Origin of the sequence: Dryocola clanedunensis, from assembly GCF_038405435.1 — a bacterium.
Taxonomy (GTDB): domain Bacteria; phylum Pseudomonadota; class Gammaproteobacteria; order Enterobacterales; family Enterobacteriaceae; genus Dryocola; species Dryocola clanedunensis_A.
In genome coordinates this window covers 1-3,129 of the sequence record NZ_JBBYHZ010000028.1, presented here as the reverse complement: position 1 = coordinate 3,129, position 3,129 = coordinate 1, and the positions used below count along the sequence as shown (strand labels likewise).

Genomic DNA, 3,129 nt, shown 5'->3' with positions numbered 1-3,129 from the left:
CGTCCTGGACTACAGAAATCAGCCAGAGGTGATGTTGTGAGCCAGCAGCCAGCACCAAAAATGCCAGAGCCTGAGTTCCTAGAGCTCATGACCAAAATGTTAGGCGGCAAGAAGCAGCCGCAGAAGGAGTCAGCATGAGACTTACTATCGCAGATAAGCAGGAAATCAAGGGCATCATTGCCAGCCTGGACGAGCGCGACAATGAGCGCATTTATGAAGAAGTAGAGCGCCTCTCGAAAGTATCCAACCCTATCACTTCCCTACTCCGCAATTTCCAGCCTGACGAACACACCACGGACGCCGTTGACTACCTGTCTGTCGATGATGTGGCTTATCAGGAAAAGGCCTCAGAGTGGTTCTGGGACGCATTAACGGAGCGGGTTAAAGCTGAGTATGCACTCGGTATCTTCAAAGCAAAACATGAGCACAGGGAGGCTGCGTAATGTCCAGTCAGTTAGTCCAGCGCGTTTTCGATATTGTTAACCCACTCAAAGCAGAATTTGAACAAGTCTGTTCCGAGCCGTCGCTTAACTTCAAGCGTGAATCAGAGTTTGCTATGCAGATATTCGCAAACAACGATTATCTGGCTGGCGTAGCGGCAAACAACACAGTTTCAACCCGCAGCGCCATCATGAACGTTGCGGCAATCGGCGTGACGCTAAACCCAGCGCAAAAACTTGCTTATCTGGTGCCACGGAAAGGCGCTATATGTCTCGACATCAGCTACATGGGATTGATGCACATTGCACAGCAGTCTGGTGCGATTAAGTGGTGTCAGTCGGATATCGTCAGGAAGAACGATAAATTCAAGCTTGTTGGTATCGACAAGGCACCGTCGCATGAATACAGCGTATTCGACACTATCGAGCAACGCGGGGATATCGTCGGTGCATATACGGTAATCAAGACCGATGACGGCGACTACCTGACCCACACCATGCGGGCAGAAGACATATTCGCTATTCGTGACCGCTCAGAAGCATGGAAGGCATATAAGACCAAGGGTAAATCTTGCCCGTGGTTAACTGACGAAGAACAGATGATTCTAAAGACTGTCGTCAAACAGGCTGCCAAGTACTGGCCTCGCCGTGAGCGCCTGGATGCCGCTATCGACTACGTGAATACGGAGAGTGGCGAAGGAATCAACTTCAATCAGGATCGGACGCCTGAACGCGATATCTCCCCCGCCACCGAAGAAACGCTGCAAACCATCTCCGACCTGCTTATCCAGCTGAACAAAACATGGGAGGAAGACCTTCTCCCCCTGTGCTCCAACCTGTTCCGGCGCAAGATAACTGAGCCGTCAGTATTAACGGAAATCGAGGCGGTGAAAGCTCTCGACTTCTTAAGGAAAAAGGCGGCGGCATGAAACCTTCGTTGCTCAATCTTTTAATGCGCGGCGGTTATAGCTACAGGAACATGGCTGAAGTTTTAGATATGAGCAAAGGTCGAGTTTGCTGGTTTGTTTTGGAACTCGAGAGACGCAAATGGATAGTAGTAAAACGCGCCATTAACTGCTCATGGAATGGAAAAACTATCAGTAATGCCGTTAACAGATACGCAAGGGGGAAGGTATGACACCTGAAATCATACTGGAGCGCACCGGGATTGATGTGCTTCACGTAGAGCAAGGAAGCGAGGACTGGTTGCGGTTAAGGCTGGGTGTCATCACCGCATCGGAAGTATCAAACGTTATTTCAAAGCCACGGAGCGGCACCAAATGGACAGATATGAAGATGTCCTATTTCCACACATTACTTGCCGAAGTTTGCACTGGTGTAGCGCCGGAGATTAACGCCAAAGCGCTGGCCTGGGGTAAGCAAAACGAAGATTCAGCACGGACGCTGTTTGAGTTCACAACGGATGTGCAGGTAACGGAAGCGCCGATCCTCTTCAAGGATGAAACTCTGCGAACTGCATGTTCTCCCGATGGCCTTTGCAGTAACGGATTTGGCCTTGAACTTAAATGCCCTTTCACTTCCCGAGACTTCATGAAATTTAGGCTCGGCGGCTTCGATGCCATCAAATCAGCCTACATGGCGCAGGTTCAATACAGCATGTGGGTTACCGGCAAAGATGCCTGGTTTTTTGCCAACTACGACCCGCGCATGAAGCGCGAAGGTATTCACCATGTTGTTGTTGAGCGTGATGAAAAGTACATGAGCGACTTCAACGAAATGGTGCCGGAGTTCATCGATAAGATGGATGAGGCGCTGGCTGAAATCGGGTTTGAGTTTGGCGAGCAATGGCGGTGACGCATGAAAGAATCCCACGACAACATACGGTGCGGGACTACCGTATTGCGCTACTACAGCGCTTATGGCGGCTGGATGCTGCCCGACAAAACCTTCACCAGAAACCCTCTTAAAGCACATCGAATCGCAGAAGAAACCGAGGCAGCAAAAGAGCATCACAAGCAGGAATGGGAATTGTACGAACTGCAGCTTCTCAAAGAGCGCAACCCCAACTGGAACATAGTCACCATCGCCCGCCGACTCGACAGAACTAACTCAGACGTTAAGAACATGCTTAACGCTATCTCAGCGAGTAACTAATCATGCGTAACGGAATTTATAACCCGGACTTAACCCCGGGCGACATTATCGCTCGGCCTAAATTCAAGCAATCGCAAATGCCATCAGAGAAAGAGCTCAAAGCTCGCCACAGCTTCCCCTGCCCGGACTCTAACCGGCACATCGACAAGTTCATTAAGCAGACTCGGCACTGACTATGGACACAGCAGAGCATAACGCCATTCGTGCCACCGCTCGTAAATGCTGGGCTGATATACAAGAAGCATGGAAGGCAGAGGGCGCCCGAACAGTAAAGCAAAGGGACGCCATAAACCGCCGCATCTTGCTCAGCTACGAGAAACGCATAAACCCACGATTCACTCTCTATCAACTCCTCTATCACATCGGCGTTCTTAACGGGACGCTTAGGGAAAGACTATGACAGTTACACGCTATGAAATGGAAAAAGAGTACAGCCTTGATATCAACATCCTCCCGGTACCAGAAGAAGATGGGTCTTTCGTTAAGTTCGAAGACTGCGCCGCACTGCTGAAAGAGCGCGACGCGCTGGCTGCGGAGAATGCAGGGCTGAAGGAATGTTGCGATGCATATGATG

The 3,129-nt window shown here is 50.3% G+C and carries 5 protein-coding genes; all 5 read left to right on the top strand.

Annotated features, from left to right (window positions below):
- Positions 1-134 precede the first annotated feature (134 nt).
- The 5 genes from AAE045_RS23025 (at position 135) to AAE045_RS23005 (ending at position 2,728) form a co-directional block, all read left to right on the top strand.
- Positions 135-443 (top strand): hypothetical protein, encoded by a 309-nt coding sequence (locus tag AAE045_RS23025; RefSeq protein ID WP_455549655.1) that lies wholly within the window; start codon positions 135-137, stop codon positions 441-443.
- Positions 443-1,369 carry a recombinase RecT gene (locus AAE045_RS23020; protein ID WP_455549654.1) on the top strand — a complete coding sequence of 309 codons (927 nt, stop codon included), beginning with the start codon at positions 443-445 and terminating at the stop codon, positions 1,367-1,369. The genes AAE045_RS23025 and AAE045_RS23020 overlap by 1 nt, the downstream gene beginning before the upstream one ends.
- 205 nt (positions 1,370-1,574) lie before the next feature.
- On the top strand, positions 1,575-2,255 hold the full coding sequence (locus tag AAE045_RS23015) for a lambda exonuclease family protein (protein WP_455549653.1): 681 nt from the start codon (positions 1,575-1,577) through the stop codon (positions 2,253-2,255).
- A 3-nt stretch (positions 2,256-2,258) separates the two neighbouring features.
- The gene (locus AAE045_RS23010; RefSeq protein WP_455549652.1) at positions 2,259-2,555 is read left to right on the top strand and encodes a DUF1317 family protein; all 297 of its coding nucleotides are present in this window, start codon (positions 2,259-2,261) and stop codon (positions 2,553-2,555) included.
- A gap of 2 nt (positions 2,556-2,557) precedes the next feature.
- Entirely contained in the window at positions 2,558-2,728 is a 171-nt protein-coding gene (locus AAE045_RS23005; protein ID WP_455549651.1) for a DUF2737 family protein, read from the top strand.
- Positions 2,729-3,129 lie beyond the last annotated feature (401 nt).

Excerpts from the sequence above, each read along its gene's own strand:
- AAE045_RS23025 (WP_455549655.1), top strand. The coding sequence starts at position 135 with ATGAGACTTACTATCGCAGATAAGCAGGAAATCAAGGGCATCATTGCC.
- AAE045_RS23020 (WP_455549654.1), top strand. The coding sequence starts at position 443 with ATGTCCAGTCAGTTAGTCCAGCGCGTTTTCGATATTGTTAACCCACTC.
- AAE045_RS23015 (WP_455549653.1), top strand. The coding sequence starts at position 1,575 with ATGACACCTGAAATCATACTGGAGCGCACCGGGATTGATGTGCTTCAC.
- AAE045_RS23010 (WP_455549652.1), top strand. The coding sequence starts at position 2,259 with ATGAAAGAATCCCACGACAACATACGGTGCGGGACTACCGTATTGCGC.
- AAE045_RS23005 (WP_455549651.1), top strand. The coding sequence starts at position 2,558 with ATGCGTAACGGAATTTATAACCCGGACTTAACCCCGGGCGACATTATC.